The sequence below is a fragment of the Agrobacterium sp. CMT1 genome, assembly GCF_037203725.1.
Classification (GTDB): domain Bacteria; phylum Pseudomonadota; class Alphaproteobacteria; order Rhizobiales; family Rhizobiaceae; genus Agrobacterium; species Agrobacterium pusense.
In genome coordinates this window covers 73,990-91,137 of record NZ_JBBCAR010000011.1, presented here as the reverse complement: position 1 = coordinate 91,137, position 17,148 = coordinate 73,990, and the positions used below count along the sequence as shown (strand labels likewise).

The 17,148-nt window shown below is 60.1% G+C and carries 13 protein-coding genes; all 13 read left to right on the top strand.

The window, feature by feature from the left end:
* The first annotated feature begins 18 nt into the window (after window positions 1–18).
* Window positions 19–1,614 carry an ABC transporter substrate-binding protein gene (locus WA845_RS14430; RefSeq protein WP_072493606.1) on the top strand — a complete coding sequence of 532 codons (1,596 nt, stop codon included), beginning with the start codon at window positions 19–21 and terminating at the stop codon, window positions 1,612–1,614.
* Between the two features lie 116 nt (window positions 1,615–1,730).
* On the top strand, window positions 1,731–2,807 hold the full coding sequence (locus WA845_RS14425; protein ID WP_006698622.1) for a DUF917 domain-containing protein: 1,077 nt from the start codon (window positions 1,731–1,733) through the stop codon (window positions 2,805–2,807).
* The gene (locus WA845_RS14420; RefSeq protein WP_174151612.1) at window positions 2,804–4,342 is read left to right on the top strand and encodes a hydantoinase/oxoprolinase N-terminal domain-containing protein; all 1,539 of its coding nucleotides are present in this window, start codon (window positions 2,804–2,806) and stop codon (window positions 4,340–4,342) included. Before WA845_RS14425 ends, WA845_RS14420 begins: the two co-directional genes overlap by 4 nt.
* A gap of 44 nt (window positions 4,343–4,386) precedes the next feature.
* The gene (locus WA845_RS14415) at window positions 4,387–5,331 is read left to right on the top strand and encodes an isoaspartyl peptidase/L-asparaginase family protein (RefSeq protein ID WP_037091053.1); all 945 of its coding nucleotides are present in this window, start codon (window positions 4,387–4,389) and stop codon (window positions 5,329–5,331) included.
* A gap of 104 nt (window positions 5,332–5,435) precedes the next feature.
* Complete coding sequence (locus WA845_RS14410) at window positions 5,436–6,341, top strand: LysR family transcriptional regulator (RefSeq protein WP_004438405.1); 906 nt, start codon at window positions 5,436–5,438, stop codon at window positions 6,339–6,341.
* A 178-nt stretch (window positions 6,342–6,519) separates the two neighbouring features.
* On the top strand, window positions 6,520–7,464 hold the full coding sequence (locus tag WA845_RS14405; RefSeq protein WP_004438407.1) for an ABC transporter permease: 945 nt from the start codon (window positions 6,520–6,522) through the stop codon (window positions 7,462–7,464).
* Window positions 7,461–8,279, top strand: coding sequence for an ABC transporter permease (locus tag WA845_RS14400; RefSeq protein WP_072493604.1), 819 nt, complete (start codon window positions 7,461–7,463; stop codon window positions 8,277–8,279). Before WA845_RS14405 ends, WA845_RS14400 begins: the two co-directional genes overlap by 4 nt.
* On the top strand, window positions 8,276–9,910 hold the full coding sequence (locus WA845_RS14395; RefSeq protein WP_037091055.1) for an ABC transporter ATP-binding protein: 1,635 nt from the start codon (window positions 8,276–8,278) through the stop codon (window positions 9,908–9,910). The genes WA845_RS14400 and WA845_RS14395 overlap by 4 nt, the downstream gene beginning before the upstream one ends.
* 13 nt (window positions 9,911–9,923) lie before the next feature.
* Window positions 9,924–10,766, top strand: a complete 843-nt coding sequence (locus tag WA845_RS14390) for a serine hydrolase (RefSeq protein ID WP_167378225.1) — start codon at window positions 9,924–9,926, stop codon at window positions 10,764–10,766.
* A 29-nt stretch (window positions 10,767–10,795) separates the two neighbouring features.
* Window positions 10,796–12,340, top strand: coding sequence for an ABC transporter substrate-binding protein (locus tag WA845_RS14385; protein ID WP_035208529.1), 1,545 nt, complete (start codon window positions 10,796–10,798; stop codon window positions 12,338–12,340).
* 127 nt (window positions 12,341–12,467) lie between these two features.
* On the top strand, window positions 12,468–13,910 hold the full coding sequence (locus WA845_RS14380; protein ID WP_004438417.1) for a M20 family metallopeptidase: 1,443 nt from the start codon (window positions 12,468–12,470) through the stop codon (window positions 13,908–13,910).
* Window positions 13,911–14,413: 503 nt separating this feature from the next.
* A complete protein-coding gene (locus WA845_RS14375; RefSeq protein WP_174151609.1) occupies window positions 14,414–15,343 on the top strand; it encodes a sugar ABC transporter substrate-binding protein in 930 nt (309 codons plus the stop codon).
* Window positions 15,344–15,579: 236 nt separating this feature from the next.
* The gene (locus tag WA845_RS14370; RefSeq protein ID WP_113344121.1) at window positions 15,580–17,121 is read left to right on the top strand and encodes a sugar ABC transporter ATP-binding protein; all 1,542 of its coding nucleotides are present in this window, start codon (window positions 15,580–15,582) and stop codon (window positions 17,119–17,121) included.
* Window positions 17,122–17,148 lie beyond the last annotated feature (27 nt).

Genomic DNA, 17,148 nt, shown 5'->3' with positions numbered 1-17,148 from the left:
ATAAAGAGGAGAACGATAATGAAAATGCCTGTAGTTTCTTCCCGTCTCGCCGCACTGGCGCTCGGCACGGCGCTCGCGTTGCCGGTCCTGTCTTCTGCGGCCCTTGCGGAAGACAAGGTGTCGGTCGCGGTCAACACCATGCAGATATTCAGCTCGCTCGACCCGGCGAAAGTGACTGACTACACCGGCTACATGGCCATCGTGAACATGTATGACGGACTTACCACGGTGAACGCCAAGGGCGAAATCGTGCCGCATCTGGCGAAATCCTGGGAGATTTCCGCGGACGGCCTGACCTACACCTTCCACCTGCGCGACGATGCGAAGTTCCAAGACGGTACGGCAGTGAAGGCGGCCGATCTTGCCTGGTCGATCCAGCGCCTGCTCGGTATCAACAAGGGCCCGTCGAACCTCATCGTCGGCGTGCTGAAGCCTGAAAACGTGACCGCACCTGACGATGCAACCCTGGTCATGAAGATCGACCGCCAGTTCTCGCCCTTCATGGCGGCGACGCCGCTGATGATGGCGATGAACAAGACGCTGATCGAAGCCAATGCCAAGCCCGAAGACAAATGGGGCGAGGCTTATGTCGGCGAACATTCCGCCGGTTCCGGCCCCTACAAGCTCGTCAGCTACAACCGCTCCGCCGACATGGTCATCGCCCGTAACGCCGATTATTTCCTCGGCTGGACCAAGGGCAAGCCGATCGATGAAGTACGCTTCGTGCAGACCAGCGACGACGCCACCGTCAAGGCGTTGGCGGAAAAGGGTGAGCTCGGCCTTTCCTCGCACGGGCTCGGCAACGACACCTATGAATCCATCGGCCGGATGAAGGGTTACAAGCTGATCCAGACCCGCACCGCCGGCGGTTTCGTCATCAAGCTCAACACCAAGGTCTATCCGACCGACGACGTCCACGTCCGCCGCGCCATCGCCTATGCGACTGACTACAAGACGATCCAGGAAGTGATCTATCCGGGGTTCGATATGAAGGGGCCGCTCTCTGACGCGTTCAAGGACGCGCATAATGGCGATATCCAGCCGGGCGTCTACGATCTGGAAAAAGCCAAGGAAGAGCTGGCGAAGTCGAAATATGCCGGCCAGAAGATCACGCTCGTCAACAGCTATGTCGCGTCGCTCGCCTTCGAGGCGGAAGTGGCGCTGCTTCTGCAGTCGAGCCTCGAGCAGATCGGCATCACGCTCGATATCAAGCCTGAGCCGTGGAACCGTATCGTCGAGCTTTCTTCCAAGCCCGAAACAACGCCGGCATCGACGCAGGTGAACATCTCGCCGACCTATCCGTCGCCGGACTCGATGTTCTACAACCAGTATCATTCCAAGGCATCCGGTACCTGGATGTCGATGGAATGGCTGCAGAACGCGGAAATCGACGGGCTGATCGACAAGGTTCGCGCCACCACTGATGTGAACGAGCAGAACGCTACCTACAAGGAGCTGCAGACGAAGATCGTTGATCTTCAGCCTGACGTCTGGGCGGTTGCGCCGAACCGCCGTTATGCGGCGAACAAGTGCCTTCAGGGTTACGAGTTCATCCCCATGCAGAGCTGGGACTTGAACTTCTCCAACTTCCATTGGGACTGCAAGGCCGAGTGATCTTTACCTCATGAAAACCGACCCCGCCCAGATGGCGGGGTTGGCAGACTTGGAACTTCAAAGGGAAGGAGCATCGCCTGCGGCCGGAAAGGCTGCGGCATGCCCGAGGATGACGCATGATCCAGGAATTTTCCGAAGACGATATCGAACCTCTGGCCACCGGTGCCTGGATTCTGGGAACGGGGGGCGGCGGCAATCCCTATATCTCGACGCTCAATCTGCGGCGTCTCTATGCCGAGGGGCGACGGGTCAAGGTCATGGATCCCATGGCGCTTGCCGATGACGACATGGTTGCCGTCGTCTCCAAGATGGGTGCCCCGCTTGTCGGTCAGGAACGGCTGGGAGACCCCGTGCATCTTGCCCGCGCTGTCGAGGTCATGGAGGATTATCTCGGCAAGCCGTTCCGGGCGATCATGAGTGTGGAGATCGGCGGCTCCAACGCGCTCTCGTCTTTCCTCGCTGCCGCCGTCCTCGACCGGCCGGTCGTCAATGCCGACGCCATGGGACGCGCCTATCCCGAAGCGCAGATGACATCCTTCGCCATCGGCAACCTGCCGATGTTTCCGCTGTCGCTGGTCGATGTGCGCGACAATGAGGTGATCGTAACGCGGGCTGCCTCATGGAAATGGATGGAGCGTATCTCGCGTAAGGTCTGCACCGAAGTGGGCTCCACCGCCGCCACCTGCAAGGCGCCGCGCACCGGCAAGGAAGTGAAGGAGTGGGGCATTCATTACACCGTCACCAAGGCGACCGAACTCGGGCGCGCGGTGATGGAGGCGCGTGCGCGCCATGACGATCCCGTTCAGGCGGTTCTCGACCACGAGGGCGGCAAGCAGCTGTTTCGCGGCAAGGTGGTGGATGTGGCCCGCGAGACCACGGGTGGTTTCCTGCGCGGCAGCACGACCATTGAAGGCATCGATGCCGACCGTGGCTCGCGCATGGAGCTCGCATTCCAGAATGAGTGGGCCGTTGCCTTCCGCGATGGCCAGCCAGTCGCCATGACGCCGGACCTGCTTTGCCTTCTCGATACGGTTTCCGGCGGCGCCATCGGTACGGAATCGGTGCGTTACGGCCAGCGCGTGACGGTTGTCGCCCTGCCGGCACCCGAGCTTTTGACGACGCCTGCCGGCATCGCCGCCGTCGGCCCACGCGCCTTCGGTTATGACATTGACTTCAGATCGGTATTCCCATGAAACGCATCGGTATTGACGTTGGCGGCACCAATACGGATGCCGTTTTGATCGATGGAGACACCATTGTCGCCTCCATCAAGGTTCCGACCACGCAGGATGTCCTGTCGGGCGTAAAAGCAGCGCTCGCCCATGTGTCCGGCCATGTCGGCGCGACGGATCGACCGATCGACGCGGTGATGATCGGCACCACCCATTTCACCAATGCGGTGGTGGAGCGCGCCCGGCTGGAACGGGTTGCAGCCATCCGCATCGCTCTGCCGACCGGTTCTTCGCTGCCGCCCATGTGCGACTGGCCAAAAGATTTGTACGATGCTGTCGATCCGTTGATCTTCATGGTCCATGGTGGCCATGAATATGACGGCAGCCCGCTGGTGCCGATGATTCCCGATGAAATTCGGGAGGCGGCGATGAAAATCCGCGATGCGGGCATCACTTCCATCGCCATTTCGGCAACCTTCTCGCCGCTGACAACTGAATGCGAAGTGCGGGCGGCGGAAATCGTCCGTTCGGTCATTCCCGATGCACGCATCACGCTTTCCCATACGCTTGGCCGCATCGGGCTTCTGGAGCGGGAAAACGTCGCCCTGCTGAACGCGGCACTGCAAACCCTTGGCAAGACCACCGTTCAGGCATTTTCGGATGCGTTGCGCGAAGCAGGTGTGAAGGCGCCATTCTATCTGACCCAGAATGACGGCACGGTGGCGCTCGCGGATGTCGCCGCTGCCAACCCGGTGCACAGCTTCGCTTCCGGCCCGACGAACTCAATGCGGGGTGCTGCCTTCCTCACCGGGCTTAACGATGCCATGGTGGTGGATGTCGGTGGCACGACTTCCGATATCGGCTGCCTTGTCGGCGGTTTTCCGCGCGAGGCGAACAATATCGTCCATATTGGGGGGGTGCGCACGCTCTTCCGCATGCCCGATCTTCTGCCGATTGCGCTCGGCGGCGGCACCATCGTTGATCCTGAGACGGGCAAGATCGGTCCACGCTCGGTCGGTTATCGCATCCTGACGCAGGCCCGTGTTTTCGGCGGCCAGACACTCACGACCTCGGATATTGCCGTTGCTGCGGGGCTGATCGAGATGGGTGACCGCGACCGCGTCAAAGGCCTCGATCCGGCTTTCGTGCAGGCCACACTCCAACGCATCCGTGACATGGTGGCCGACAGTTTCGACCAGATGAAGACCTCGGCCGAAGATGTGCCGCTGGTTGCCGTCGGCGGCGGGGCGTTTTTGATTCCCGTGACGGTTCCGGGTGCGTCGGAAGTGCTGCGTGTGGAAAATGCCGGCGTTGCCAATGCGCTGGGCGCGGCGATGGCGCAGGTTTCCGGCGAGGTCGACCAGGTCTTTTCCGGCCTGAGCCGCGAGGAGGCCCTTGCGAAAGCAGAGACCGAGGCGCAGAACGCGGCGATTGCCTCTGGAGCGGAACGAGCGAGCCTGAAGACGCTTGAGGTGGAAGATATCCCGATTGCCTATCTGCCTGGCGGCGCGCGGCGGGTTCGCGTGCGGGTCATCGGCGAGATCGCCTTTCATTGATGGTAAGAGGCCCTGCGGTTGGCGGGGCGACGAGGGGAGAGAACATGACGAAGATCGCACTGGCCATTCACGGTGGTTGCGGCGTTATGCCGGAAGACAGCATGACTTCAGAGGAGTGGACCGCTGCGCGCGATGATCTGGCAGCGGCGCTGCGTGCCGGTTATGGCGTATTGAAGGCTGGCGGAACCGCGCTTGAGGCGGTCGAGGCGGCGGTCGTTGTCATGGAGGACAGCCCGCATTTTAACGCAGGGCATGGTGCCGCACTGAACGAGAACGGCATCCACGAACTCGATGCCTCGATCATGGATGGTGCCACATTGGCAGCGGGCGCGATCAGCGCGTCCCGCGCCATTCGCAATCCGGTGAAAGCCGCCCGCGCACTGATGGCGGATAACCGTGCCGTCTATCTGACGGGGGAGGCGGCCGACCGCTTTGCAGAGGAAAAGGGGCTTGCGACCGAGCCGCAATCCTATTTCACGACTCAAAAGCGCCGTGAAGCACTGGCGGCGATGAAGCGCCATGCCGCCGCTGGCACGGAAGCGACGGAAAACGAGAAACACGGAACCGTGGGTGCGGTGGCGCTCGATGCGGCGGGCCATCTTGCCGCGGCCACCTCGACAGGTGGCTACACCAACAAGCCCGATGGCCGGGTGGGTGACAGCCCGGTGATCGGGGCAGGCACCTATGCACGGGATGGGGCCTGCGCGGTTTCCGGCACCGGCAAGGGCGAATTTTTCATCCGCTACGTCGTCGGTCACGAAGTCGCATCCCGCGTCGCCTATCTCGGGCAGGATCTGGAGACGGCTGCTGGCAATCTCGTCCATCAGGATCTGGCGCCCTACGATATTGGCGCGGGTCTTGTGGCTATCGATGCCGAAGGCGGGATTGCAGCGCCCTACAATACCCCCGGCATGTTCCGCGGTTGGGTCACCTCCACGGGTGATGCTTGCGTGGCCACCCATGACACCGTGTATTCGGTGGAACTGTAGGCAGTTGCCGCGTGCGGGATAAAAAACCGGTGACATGAAGCGTTATCGGCGGCAAAACGTCAGAACCGAAACCGGCTTGTCTCTTCATCCATGGTGCTGGCCTCATGAACATCAAGCAGCTCGAAGTTCTTCGTACGCTTCTTTCCACCGGCTCGACCATCGCCACGGCCAAGGCAATGGGGCTTAGCCAATCGGGTATCAGCCGGCTGCTGGCGCAGCTTGAGGCCGACCTGTCTCTGACGCTGTTTGCCCGCGACAAAGGGCGGCTCATTCCGACACCGGAGGCGGTGCTGCTTGCGCGGGATGCGGAAAACGTGCTGCTTGCGGTCGACCGCATGTCCGGTCATGCGGAAGATTTGCGGAATGGTGCGGCTGGTCCGGAAATCGTGCGCATCGGGCTGCCGAGCAGTATGTGGGAAAATTTCGCGCCCGCCATGCTGATCGACTATGTCCGGGATTTTCCCGGCGTTCGCATCGAGACTTTTTTCGAGACGACGACCGCCATCAACAAGCTTGTCGGCGAGCGGGTGATTGATCTCGGTTTCCTGCGGATGGAAGGTGAGATCGGGCCGGGCATCGACGTCGAGCGTGTCGCGACCGGCAAGAGTGTGTGCGTGGTCCGGGAGGATCATCCGCTGGCAGCGCTTGACGAAATTACCGTGAAGGACCTGCGCAACATTCCGCTCATCCTGATCGGCCGCCAGCGGCCAAATCGCATGGCGCTCGATCAGGTGTTCAAAAAGGCTGGCGTCAAACCGATGGTGAAGATCGAGACTCACACCAACAGTTCCGCCTGCGCCTATGTGGCGCACGGGTTGGGGGTAACGATCATCAGCAGTTTTTATGCCAACCTCTATCGGCACCTGCCCGTTGTCGCGAGGCCGTTCGTCCCGCAGGCGACGCAGGAGTTCGGTCTTGCCCGCGCCTCCGGGGCACCGCTCTCCATCGCTGCGCAGGCGCTAAGCGATGCCTTGAAGCGGGAAATTCAGCTCTCGCAAAAGATCGTCTGAAGCGGGATTTTGGGCGGAAGATGTCCTTGTCCTCATCGGGAGGACCGCGCCGTCATTCTGCATAGATGTATGACGTTTATGCATAATATTGCGTGATATTTCTCAATCCGTCATAGTCGCCAGCAATGAAACCGATAGAGGCGGGCTGTCATTACCTGCCATCAATCGTGGGGAACCGATGATAAGATTCATACTGAGCCGTCTTTTGATGGCGCTGCCGACGATCGCATTCGTGTCGATCACGGTGTTTGCGCTCATCCGCTTCATTCCCGGCGATCCGGCCGCCCTGATGCTGGGCGACATGGCGCAACCGGAACAGATCGAAGCCATGAGGACCGAGCTCGGCCTCGACAAGTCCATGCCGCAACAGTTCGTCATCTGGGCCGGCAATGTGGTGCAGGGCGATTTCGGTCGCTCCATCGTCAATGACGAGCCGGTGCTGCCGCTGGTCGTCTCGCGCTTTCTCGTCAGCGCCGAGATCGTCGTGGTTGCGGTGCTTCTCGCCAGCCTGATTGCGGTTCCGGCAGGCGTGATCGCCGCCTGGAAACAGAACAGCCTGACTGATCTCGCGCTGGTCGGAACGGCGACGCTGCTTCTGTCCATTCCCACGTTCTGGCTTGGCCTTCTGCTTCTTCTGTTTTTCGGCCTGAAACTCGGCTGGCTGCCGGTGCTCGGATATGTGTCGATCAGCGACAATCTCGTCGGCGGCATGCTTTATCTCGTCCTGCCCGTCATGACGCTGGTAATCCACGAAATGGGTGTTCTGATCCGCATGGCGCGCGCCTCGACGCTGGAGGTTCTGCGGCTTGATTACATCACCCACGCCCGCGCCAAGGGCCTTTCGGAAAGCGCCGTTCTCTGGCGGCACGCCTTCAAGAATGCCTTTGGCCCGACCTGGACAATGATCGGCCTCATCCTTGGTAATCTTCTCGGCGGCATCGCCGTCATCGAAACGGTGTTCACCATTCCGGGCCTCGGGCGGTTGATGGTCGACAGTATTTTTGCCCGCGACTATCCGGTCATTCAAGGCTGTCTGCTGTTCGTCTCGCTCTCCTATGTTCTGGTCAACCTGTTCGTCGACCTCCTCTATCCCCTCTTCGATCCGCGCGTGGTTGCCGAATGAAAAAGTTCACACTCAACGGGCTTATCGGCGGCTTTCTCATCGCCCTCCTGCTCATTACCGCCGCAACCGGCCTGTTCTGGACACCTTATGATCCAATGAAGCTCGGTTTCGCCTCGCGTCTGGCCGGTCCAAGCGCCAGCCATCTTCTCGGCACCGATGAATTCGGGCGCGATGTTTTGAGCCGCCTGATGGTCGGCGCACGTGCCAGCGTCTGGATCGGCTTCCTGACGGTCAGCTTCGCGACGATCTGCGGCACGCTGATCGGCCTTGTCAGCGGTTATGCGCGGGGCTGGGTGGATGGCATCATCATGGCCATCAACAATGCGCTTCTCGCCTTTCCCGGCATTCTGCTGGCGCTGGGCCTGCTCGCGGTGTTCGGCGCAAACCAGTATGGCATCATCTTCGCTCTAGGTATCGCTTATACGCCATCCATGGCCCGCGTGGTGCGCGGTGCCGTGCTTTCTCTGCGTGAGCGTGAATTCATCGAGGCGTCGCTGGTGATGGGCAATGGTGAAATCTACACCATGTTCCGCCACATCCTGCCCAATTGCATCGCGCCGATCACGGTTCTTGCCACTTCCATGTTTGGCTGGGCCATTCTGTCGGAAAGCGCGCTCTCCTTCCTTGGCCTTGGTGTGCCGCCGCCGGCCCCCACCTGGGGCAATATGCTGGCCGCCGGCCGACCCTTCATCCAGCAGGCCGTGTGGCTGGGTCTTTTCCCCGGTCTCTGCATCGCGCTGACGCTGCTCGGCATCAATCTTTTGGGCGATGCCCTCCGCGACAGGCTTGACCCGCGCATGAGAGGTCTCAAATGACTGATAATACACTTCTCACCGTCCGGGGCCTTTCGCTCGAAGTCGCCAGAACCGGCCATCGGGTGGTCAAGGATGTTTCCTTCGATATAGCCGCGGGCGAAATCTTCGGCATCGTCGGTGAAAGCGGTTCGGGTAAGACGCTCGCCACCCGCGCGCTCATCTCGCTTCTGCCACCGGCCATCGCTGTCACCGGCGGGTCGATCGTCTACAAGGGGCAGGATGTGATGTCTCTGCCGGTGAAGGCGCTTCGAAGTCTGCGCGGCGCAGAGATCGGTGTGGTGTTTCAGGAGCCAATGACCTCCCTCAATCCATCAATGACGATAGGCCGGCAGCTGGAAGAGGGGCTGATCCTTCACACGAAACTGTCGGGAGAAGAGCGCCGCGCGGGAATTCTCGACATGCTGAGCCGAGTCGGCATCCGCGATCCCCAAGGCGCGTTGACGGCCTATCCGCATGAGTTTTCCGGCGGTATGCGCCAGCGCATCATGCTGGCCTCGGTCATGCTGTTGAAACCCGCTTTGCTGATTGCCGACGAGCCGACGACGGCACTTGACGCTGTCATCCAGCGCGATGTCATGGAACTGATGGTGGAGCTGACACGTGCGGAAGGCACCGCCGTTTTGCTCATCAGCCATGATCTGCCGATGGTGGCGCGTTATACCAGACGCATCGTGGTCATGGAAAAAGGCGCGATTGTCGAGCAGGGCCGTACCGAGGACCTGCTGGACGCGCCGCAGCACCCATATACCAAGAAGCTGCTTTCCTCCCTGCCGTTCCGTGGCGAGCCGCGCCGTATCGACACCTCCAAAGCGCCGATGGTTTCGGCCCGCGATATCGTTGTCGATTATGCCGGCCGCAAATCCCTGCTGAAGAAAGCCAAGCCAAAGCGCGCGCTGCATGGCGTCAGCATCGATATTCATGAGGGAGAGGTCGTGGCGCTGGTTGGCGGCTCCGGTTCCGGCAAGACGACGCTTGGCCGCACCATTGCCGGGCTCGTCAAGGAAAGCGAAGGGCATATCCGCTTTCAGGGCCGCGAGCGCAACGAGGACTGGAAGGATTATCGCCTGAATTGCCAGATGGTGTTTCAGGATCCCTATTCCTCGCTTGATCCGCGCATGACCATTCAGGCGCTGGTGGAGGAGGCATTGCGCCTCGTGCCTGACCTCGATCAGGCCGCCAAGCGCAAGCGGGCGCTGGAAACACTGGAGGAAGTGGGGCTCGGCGCTGACTACGCCGCCCGTTATCCGCACGAGCTTTCCGGCGGCCAGCGCCAGCGCGTGGCGATTGCCCGCGCGATTGCCCGCCGTCCGCGGTTCCTGATCGCCGACGAACCGGTCTCGGCACTCGACGTGACGGTGCGGGCGCAGGTGCTCGATCTCTTTTCCGATCTGCAGAAACGTTACGGCTTTTCCTGCCTGTTCATCAGCCACGATCTCGGTGTGGTGGAGCAGGTGGCGGACCGTGTCGTCGTCATGCAGGACGGCCGCATCATCGAAGAGGGTGACCGCGACACGATTTTCGACAGTCCGAAGGAAGCCTATACGCGCCGGCTGCTCTCGGCCATTCCCGCCCTCGACCAGAATGAAAAGGGCGGCGTGACACTGAAATGGCGTCTGGAAGATGAAGTTTAACAGGAAGATGACAATGACTGTGGCTGCCCAATTAAATGCGATCTGTGATGCACAGCCTTTCGTGACGCGCTTCATGGTGCGCAATCTCCTGACCGGTGAAGAGATCGGCCGGGGAGAAAACGAGGAGACGCCATCGGGCAGCACCCGCAAGACGTCGATCATGATGGCAGTGCTCAAGGCCGCCAGCGAAGGGCGGATCGATCTCGACCAGCCCGTCACCTATGAAAAACGGCTGGCGGAAGAGGTGGCGAGCGGCATGTTCCGCTATATGACGCCGGGCATCGTGATTTCGCTACGCGATGCCGTCGCCGGCATGATGGTGCTGAGCGATAATGTCTGCACCAAGATGGTGCTGGAGAGGCTGACGCTGGAAGAGGTGGACGGCTATTGCAAATCGCTCGGCATGTCCAACACCCATCATCGTTTTCTCATTCCGCCATTGGCACTGGCGGCGGACCATCCGCTTAAAACCGTCACCACAACGTCGGCGGCGGACCAGGTGTTGCTGTTGCAGACCATTCTCGATGCCCAGTCCTCGCGGCAAGCGCAGGCGAAGCTCGGATGCAGTGCGCAATTGTGCGAATGGGCGATGCAGACGCTGAAGAACCAGATTTTGCGTTATGGAATTCGCTCCCGCCTGCCGTTCGAGGCCGTGGTGGCGAGCAAGAGCGGTCGCGGCAAACGTGGTCGCATGGATGCGGGCATCGTCTACAGAAACGGCGCGCCGTCCTTCATCATCACCGCTTATACCGATGAGGTGCCGCAAACCATGCCTGACGGCACGCCGGGATACACCATCGCGCTCGAAACGATCGGCCGGCTGGCGCAGGCGTGCTGGGATGGCTTTCATCAATAACAATCAACGACAACAAAGAGGGTAGAACAGTGAAAAAACTTCTTCTCGCAGGCGTTGCCCTGCTCGTAACGGCCAACATAACCGCAGCACGCGACATCACCATTGCGCAGAGCTCGGATCTGCGCAGCAACAACCCGGGGGTGAACCGCGATGGCAATACGGATGGGGTCATCCTGCATATCGTCGAGGGTCTCGTCGGCTATAACAATGCCGGTGAGGTGAAGCCGCTTCTCGCAGAAAGCGTCGAGGTTGCCCCTGATGGCCTGACCTATACGTTCAAGCTGCGCAAGGACGTGAAATTCCACAACGGCAAGCCGCTCACCGCAGAGGATGTCGTCTGGAACTGGACGCGTTACCTGAAGCCGGAAACCAAATGGGCCTGCCTCAACGATTTCGTCGAGGGCGGCGCAGCACACGTCACTGGCGTCAAGGCCACGGATGCTTCCACTGTCGAGATCACCCTGGAAAAACCATCCGGCGTTTTCCTGGGCCTCATGTCACGGCCGGAATGCGGTTATACGGGCATGATCTCACCGGAATCGGTTGCTTCCGATGGCAGTTTCGTCAAGCCGATCGGCACGGGGCCCTTTCAGTGGGACGAGTGGAAGAAGGGCGAGTATATCCGCCTCGCCAAGTTTGCCGACTACGTTTCGCCGGCAAATGACGGCAAGCCTGACGGCATGGTCGGCTCCAAGCGGCCGCTGGCCGATGGCGTCAAGTTCATGGTCATCCCTGATGCCTCGACCGTGAAGGCGGGTCTTGAATCCGGCGTGCTCGATACGGCCGAGATTTCCCCCGATCTCATTCCGGAATTCAAGACCAACGAAAAGATGCAACTCATCGTTTCCCGCAACAACGGCAAGAACCTGTTCTACATCCAGACCCGTGACAAGGTGCTGAGCAATCCCGGCGTGCGTCGCGCCATGGCGATGGCACTCGATCTTGATGAACTGGTTGCCGCCGCATCCAACGGCACGGGCGAGGCCAACGGTTCGATGGTTTCGCAGGATTCTGTCTATTACGGTGAGACCCAGAAGAAGCGTCCGGCCTATGACATCGATGCCGCCAAGAAGGAGCTTGAGGCGGCCGGTTACAAGGGCGAACCAATCTCGATCATCGCCAACAAGCGTGGCAACGTGCCGAGCTTCCCGGCCGCCGTCATGGCGCAGGCGATGATGCAGCAGGCGGGCCTCAACGTGCAGATCGAGGTGCTGGACTATGCCACCCAGGTGGATCGCCGCCGCTCCGGCAATTATCAGGTGATCTCGCAGTCGGTCGCTCCGCGCCTCGACCCGGCGCTGATGTATGCCTTTTATGTCGGCAACAAGGACAAGAACGCTTCCCTGATGTGGGATGATCCGAAGGCGATCGAGCTGATGAAGGCCGCCTATGTTGAGGCCGACCAGACGAAACGCCAGAAGATTTTCGATGAGTTCCATGAGCTGATGCTGAAGGAAATGCCGGGTATCTTCCTCTATGACATGGTCGATGTCTGGGGCGCGACGAAGAAGCTGAAGGGCCAGCCTGTCTGGCAGTCGAACGCTCGCCTCTGGGAGGTCTCGGTCGACAACTGACCCACCCTTGCCCGCGCCGGCGGCTGACCCCGGCGCGGGCTTTCCATTATTAAGCGCGGTAATTTGGCGGTGCCTCTGCCGAAGCGCCTGAGCGTGCCCGAAAAGGGCGGAAATGCGAGGAAAAGCCATGAACCGTGATGCCGTGATGTCGATTGCCGCCGAAATCGAGGCGATGAAGCCTGATTTCACCACTTTGAGCGACAGCATCTGGGATTTTGCCGAACTCAAATTTGAAGAACGGCAATCTGCCGGCATTCTGGCCGCCGCGCTTGAGGAAAATGGCTTTACGGTTCGGCGCGGTGTGGCGGGCATGGAAACCGCCTTCATCGGCGAATTTGGCAGGGGCAAGCCCGTTATCGCCTTCCTCGGTGAATTCGATGCGCTGGCCGGCATGAGCCAGGTGGCTGATGTGGCGAAGGTGCAGCCGCGAGAGGAGGGCGCCACCGGCCATGGCTGTGGCCATAATCTGCTCGGCGTCGGCTCATTGATGGCTGCTATTTCGCTCGCCCGGCATCTGAAGGCCAATAATATGCCCGGCACCGTCCGTTATTACGGCTGCCCCGGCGAGGAGGGCGGTTCCGGTAAGACCTTCATGGTGCGTGCCGGCCTGTTTGACGATGTCGATGCTGCGCTGACCTGGCACCCGGCACCGTTCAACGGGGTACGCTCGACCAATAATCTGGCCGTGCTGGAATATTTTTACCGTTTCAAGGGTGTTGCGGCCCACGCTTCCAATGCAGCCCATCTCGGCCGCTCGGCGCTCGATGCCGTCGAACTCATGAATGTCGGCGTCAATTTCCTGCGCGAACACATGCCGCAGGATTGCCGCGTACATTATGCAATCACTGACACTGGCGGCAAGGCGGCCAATGTGGTGCAGGCCAAGGCGGAAGTCCTTTATCTGATCCGCGCCCCGGAAATGCGTCAGGCGCTTGATCTCGCCGCGCGGGTGGACAAGGTGGCGCGCGGTGCGGCACTGATGACCGAGACCGAGGTGGAGATCGTCTTTGATACCGCCTCCACCAATCTCCTGCCCAACATCGCGCTGGAAACGGCGATGCATGAAAACATGGTGGCGCTTGGCCCTGTCGCTTTCGATGAAGCGGATATCGCTTTTGCCAAACGCATCCAGGATACTTTTACTGACGAGGCGATCAAAAGCAGCATCCGGCTCTACCAGATAAAGGGTGATGTCTTTTCCAACCGTAAGATCGACGGCTCGACGCCCCTGCATCTCGGCCTGCGGGATTTCGAGGGGCATTCGCATTTTCGGGCCGGCTCCACCGATGTCGGTGACGTCAGCTGGGTGACACCGACGGCACAATGCTGGACACCCGCCTGGGCGATCGGGACCAATCCGCATACCTGGCAGGTGGTGGCACAAGGCAAAACTCCTGCCGCCCACAAGGCCATGGTGCATGCCGCCAAAACGCTTGCAGCGACAGGTCTTTCACTGATGACATCGCCGGAATTGCTCGCCAGCGCCAGGAAGGAATGGCAGGAAAAGACGGAAGGCAGCAAATACGTCTGCCCGATTCCCGCCGATGTCATGCCGGGTTCCCACCGGTAAGGCGCTACGCACCTCCTTTTGCCGCCGTCCCCGTGCCGCCATATTTCCACAGGCGGCACGGAAGATCCCCTGACTGTTTCGAGCGGAAGAAAAGCTGATGCGCCGCCGGCCTTCTCCAAGGAGAGCCGGTGGATGCCGGTTTGGAATAAATCTTCCATCCCGGCCGAGTTATCCCCATTTCGAGCCGTAAAGCATAATTTCAACGGCTTATGGACCCGGCCTCCCGGTTGGGAACGAGGCCGAGCGAGCCTCTGCATCTTCCACGGCTATGCGATCCGGAGGCACGTCCCCCGCAATTTCCCATCATCACAGCCTTGTGCACCACTCCGCTGCGGGGCTGCGAAGAAAACATTGACGTTCGAACCAAAAATGGAATAAATATATCGAACAGGCAGAAAATCGGTTTCATTATTCCGTTTTCTGATGTGAGGAGGTTGCGGCGGGCTTTCGGGTTCGCCTCCGGCTGGGAGAGGCGGCGCCGGACGCCACGGAGGAGAAAAACAATGAAGGAATTTATCATCGGCGCAGCTATGTCTGTGCTTCTCGGCACGGCGGCCCATGCGGAGACCGTAGGTGTCTCGATGGCGCTGTTTGACGACAACTTCCTGACCGTGCTGCGCAATGGCATGCAGGATTATTCCAAGGAGCTGAAGGGCGTCACCCTGCAGGTCGAGGATGCGCAGAACGACGTCGCCAAGCAGCAGAGCCAGATCCAGAACTTCATCGCTTCCAAGGTCGACGCAATCATCGTCAACCCTGTGGACACGGATGCGACAGCGGCCATGTCCAAGCTCGCAGCCGACGCCAAGATTCCGCTCGTTTACGTCAACCGCCAGCCGGTGAACGTCGACAGCCTGCCGGACGGACAGGCGTTTGTCGCCTCCGACGAAACGGTGGCTGGTACGCTTGAGGCGAAAGAGGTTTGCCGCCTCCTCGGTGGCAAGGGCAATGCCGTCATCATGATGGGCGAGCTCTCGAACCAGGCGGCGCGCATGCGCACGCAGTCTGCGAAGGATGTCTTGAAAACCGACGAATGCAAAGGCATTTCCGTGGTTGAAGAGCAGACCGCTAACTGGCAGCGCACGCAGGGTTCCGACCTCGTGACCAACTGGCTGTCGAGCGGCATCGAGTTCAACGCCGTCATCGCCAATAACGACGAAATGGCGATCGGCGCCATTCAGTCTCTGAAGGCTGCTGGCAAGGACATGAAGGATTATGTCGTCGCCGGTGTGGACGCCACGCAGGATGCTCTCGCCGCCATGCAGGCGGGCGATCTCGACGCCACGGTCTTCCAGGATGCGGCAGGCCAGGGCAAGGGCGCACTTGATGCCGCGCTGAAGCTCGTCAAGGGCGAGAAGGTCGAGAAGAAGGTTTACATCCCCTTCCAGCTCGTCACGCCTGAAAACGTCAAGGACTACGTGGCCAAGAACTAGTGGCCGCCTTCCGGCATCTGCGCCGTTCAGATTGATATTGGAGGCAGATGCCGGTTCCCGACGGCGCCGAACAAGCTTCGGCGCATGAGGGGATCGTGATTGAATTCCAGTGAATTCAAAGTGTTGCAGCGCCCTGCATGTTGTGGTCGACATGGCGCTGTAAGCCTCCCCGGAGGCAAGGTGCGCCATTGGGCGAAGCCTGTTTCCGGTCAATTTTGTCTATTGTGGAGGATGAGATGGTCGTCAGTCCATCGACAATGGCCGCCGTGCGCGCCAGCGGCGCCGTGCCGAATGCGGAATACCTTCTCGCCGTCGAAGGCATACGCAAGGAATTTCCCGGCGTGGTGGCGCTCGATGATGTGCAGTTCAAGCTAAAGCGCGGCACCGTGCACGCGCTGATGGGCGAGAACGGCGCTGGAAAATCGACGCTGATGAAGATTCTGGCTGGCATCTACCAGCCAGACAGCGGCGAAATCCGCCTGAAAGGCGCCGACATTCGTCTCGATTCCCCGCTTGATGCGTTGGAAAACGGCATTGCCATGATCCATCAGGAATTGAACCTGATGGCTTACATGACGGTCGCGGAAAATATCTGGATCAGACGGGAACCCAAGAACCGGCTGGGCCTTATCGATCATGGCGAGATGTACCGCCGTACCGAAGCCCTGCTGGATCGCCTCGGTATCGATCTCGATCCGGAAACGCGGGTCGGTGAGCTTTCCGTCGCCAGCCGTCAGATGGTCGAGATTGCCAAGGCGGTTTCTTACGATTCCGACGTTCTCATCATGGACGAGCCGACATCCGCGCTGACGGAGCGCGAGGTGGAGCATCTCTTCCGCATCATTCGCGATCTCAGGGAACGCGGTATCGGCATCGTCTACATCACTCACAAGATGAACGAGCTATTCGAAATCGCCGACGAGTTCTCTGTTTTCCGGGACGGGAAATATATCGGCACGCATGCCTCTACCGATGTAACGCGCGACGACATCATCCGTATGATGGTGGGCCGCGAGATCACGCAGATGTTCCCGAAGGAAGAGGTTCCTATCGGCGACGTTGTCCTGTCGGTCAAAAACCTGACGCTTGATGGCGTGTTCCACGATATTTCCTTCGACGTTCGCGCCGGTGAAATTCTCGGCGTCGCGGGCCTGGTCGGTTCCGGTCGTTCCAATGTTGCAGAGACAGTCTTCGGTGTGACGCCCGCGTCTTCAGGGACGATCAGCATCGATGGCAACCCCGTTTCAGTCACCAGCCCGACGGAAGCCATTCGTCATCGCATGGCGTTTCTGACCGAGGATCGCAAGGACACGGGATGTCTGCTGATCCTGAATATTCTGGAAAATATGCAGATCGCCGTTCTGCAGGACAAATATGTCGCCAATGGTTTCGTGCAGGAAAACGCGTTGTCGGACGCCTGCGAGGAAATGTGCCGCAAGCTGAGGGTGAAAACTCCGCATCTTTACGAGCGCATCGAAAATCTTTCGGGCGGCAACCAGCAGAAAGTGTTGATCGGTCGCTGGATGCTGACCAAGCCGCGCATTCTGATCCTCGATGAGCCGACGCGCGGCATCGATGTGGGCGCCAAGGCGGAAATTCACAAGCTCGTTTGTGAGATGGCGCGCCAGGGCGTCGCCGTCATCATGATTTCCTCCGAAATGCCGGAGGTTCTGGGAATGAGCGACCGCATCATGGTCATGCATGAAGGTCGGGTGACCGGCTTCCTTGATAGAAGTGAAGCCACGCAGGTTAAGGTGATGGATCTCGCATCGCGGTGAGGCGCGCCGGGATTTCTCGAGGAGGAA

What these genes read in the sequence shown, in the direction of transcription:
- WA845_RS14400 (WP_072493604.1), top strand. Translation starts at nt 7,461, where the DNA reads ATGAAAAAGTTCACACTCAACGGGCTTATCGGCGGCTTTCTCATCGCC.
- WA845_RS14370 (WP_113344121.1), top strand. Translation starts at nt 15,580, where the DNA reads ATGGTCGTCAGTCCATCGACAATGGCCGCCGTGCGCGCCAGCGGCGCC.
- WA845_RS14430 (WP_072493606.1), top strand. Translation starts at nt 19, where the DNA reads ATGAAAATGCCTGTAGTTTCTTCCCGTCTCGCCGCACTGGCGCTCGGC.
- WA845_RS14390 (WP_167378225.1), top strand. Translation starts at nt 9,924, where the DNA reads ATGACTGTGGCTGCCCAATTAAATGCGATCTGTGATGCACAGCCTTTC.
- WA845_RS14405 (WP_004438407.1), top strand. Translation starts at nt 6,520, where the DNA reads ATGATAAGATTCATACTGAGCCGTCTTTTGATGGCGCTGCCGACGATC.
- WA845_RS14420 (WP_174151612.1), top strand. Translation starts at nt 2,804, where the DNA reads ATGAAACGCATCGGTATTGACGTTGGCGGCACCAATACGGATGCCGTT.
- WA845_RS14395 (WP_037091055.1), top strand. Translation starts at nt 8,276, where the DNA reads ATGACTGATAATACACTTCTCACCGTCCGGGGCCTTTCGCTCGAAGTC.
- WA845_RS14375 (WP_174151609.1), top strand. Translation starts at nt 14,414, where the DNA reads ATGAAGGAATTTATCATCGGCGCAGCTATGTCTGTGCTTCTCGGCACG.
- WA845_RS14415 (WP_037091053.1), top strand. Translation starts at nt 4,387, where the DNA reads ATGACGAAGATCGCACTGGCCATTCACGGTGGTTGCGGCGTTATGCCG.
- WA845_RS14410 (WP_004438405.1), top strand. Translation starts at nt 5,436, where the DNA reads ATGAACATCAAGCAGCTCGAAGTTCTTCGTACGCTTCTTTCCACCGGC.
- WA845_RS14425 (WP_006698622.1), top strand. Translation starts at nt 1,731, where the DNA reads ATGATCCAGGAATTTTCCGAAGACGATATCGAACCTCTGGCCACCGGT.
- WA845_RS14380 (WP_004438417.1), top strand. Translation starts at nt 12,468, where the DNA reads ATGAACCGTGATGCCGTGATGTCGATTGCCGCCGAAATCGAGGCGATG.